The 1,071-nt window shown below is 76.2% G+C and carries 2 protein-coding genes; both read right to left on the bottom strand.

Features of this window, described 5'->3' with window-relative positions; all coding sequences use genetic code 11:
- Window positions 1-139 precede the first annotated feature (139 nt).
- Window positions 140-850: a hypothetical protein gene (locus ACFC1T_RS38180; RefSeq protein ID WP_375897361.1), complete on the bottom strand. Its 711-nt coding sequence runs from the start codon at window positions 848-850 to the stop codon at window positions 140-142.
- The coding region (locus tag ACFC1T_RS38175; RefSeq protein ID WP_375897358.1) for a sigma-70 family RNA polymerase sigma factor at window positions 850-1,071 on the bottom strand (222 nt) is incomplete at its 5' end. The genes ACFC1T_RS38180 and ACFC1T_RS38175, both read right to left, overlap by 1 nt.

Here is a 1,071-nt window from a genome sequence, read left to right as displayed (position 1 = left end):
TTTCGCGAGTGGGGGGTCCTGGGGCGGGGGGGGGGGTGGGTCCCGGCCGCGGCGGGCCTTGCCCCCCACCCTTGGGGGGGCCGGCCCGGGGGGGGTGTTTCCCCCGGGGGCGCGGCGGGGGTACACACCGCCGCCAGGGCTACAGGGTCTTGCTCGCCAGCAGGTTCCCCTGGGCGTCGTACGCGGCGAGCCTGATGCCGGTGAGGGGCTGGGGCTGGCCCTTCTCGGAGCCGGTGGGCTTGAGGGCGGACGCCCAGGCGTAGCCGCTGGCGTAGCCCGGGGTGCCGGGGAGCGAGGCGACGGTGGCCCAGTGGGCCTGGCCGTCGAGTTCGACGGTCATCCGGGCGACCTGTCCGGGCCCGTGGTAGACGACGTTGTACAGGCCCTCCTGGTTCTGGGCGGGGTTGCGGTAGTACTGCATGGTGAGCTCGGTGGTGGCGCTCGCCGCCCAGGAGTAGCCGCCGCAGCCCGGGCCGCTGCCGTGGACGGAGGCGTCGTGGATGCAGATCTCCCGGTCCTTCAACGACATCCACCAGCCGGGGCGGTCCAGCGGCAGTTGCTGGCCGGGCTCGGCGACGACGGCCTCGGGGGCCGGTCCCGCCGGGAGCAGCGGGGCCTGCGCGGCCGGGGCCGCGGCCGGGGCGAGGGCCCTGCCGCCGTCCCGGGCGGACAGCACCGCGCCGGTGCCGACCGCCACCGCGAGCGCGGCCGCCACGGCCGACGCGCCCACCGCCATCCGCCGCCGCTGGCGGCGGGCGTGGATCCGTACGGGCTCGGCGGACCAGTGGGCCACCGTGAGCCGGGACGCCTCGTCGTGCAGGGCGCCGCGCACCATGTCCTCGGTGTCCATCAGCTGTTGTCTCCGTTCGTGCCGTCGGTCGTCGTAGCGCCGGCGCCCGCGTAGGGGGCCAGCGCCGGATGGGTGCGCAGTTTCGCCAGGCCGCGGCTGGCCTGGCTCTTCACGTTGCCCAGCGAGCAGCCGAGGATCTCGGCGACCTGCTGCTCGCTCATGTCCTCCCAGTAGCGCAGGACGACCACGGCCCGCTGGCGCTGGGGCAGTTGGGCCAGCGC

Source organism: Kitasatospora sp. NPDC056076 (assembly GCF_042266305.1).
Classification (GTDB): domain Bacteria; phylum Actinomycetota; class Actinomycetes; order Streptomycetales; family Streptomycetaceae; genus Kitasatospora.
This window is presented reverse-complemented; position numbering and strand designations above follow the sequence as displayed.

What these genes read in the sequence shown, in the direction of transcription:
- ACFC1T_RS38180 (WP_375897361.1), bottom strand. Translation starts at nt 850, where the DNA reads ATGGACACCGAGGACATGGTGCGCGGCGCCCTGCACGACGAGGCGTCC.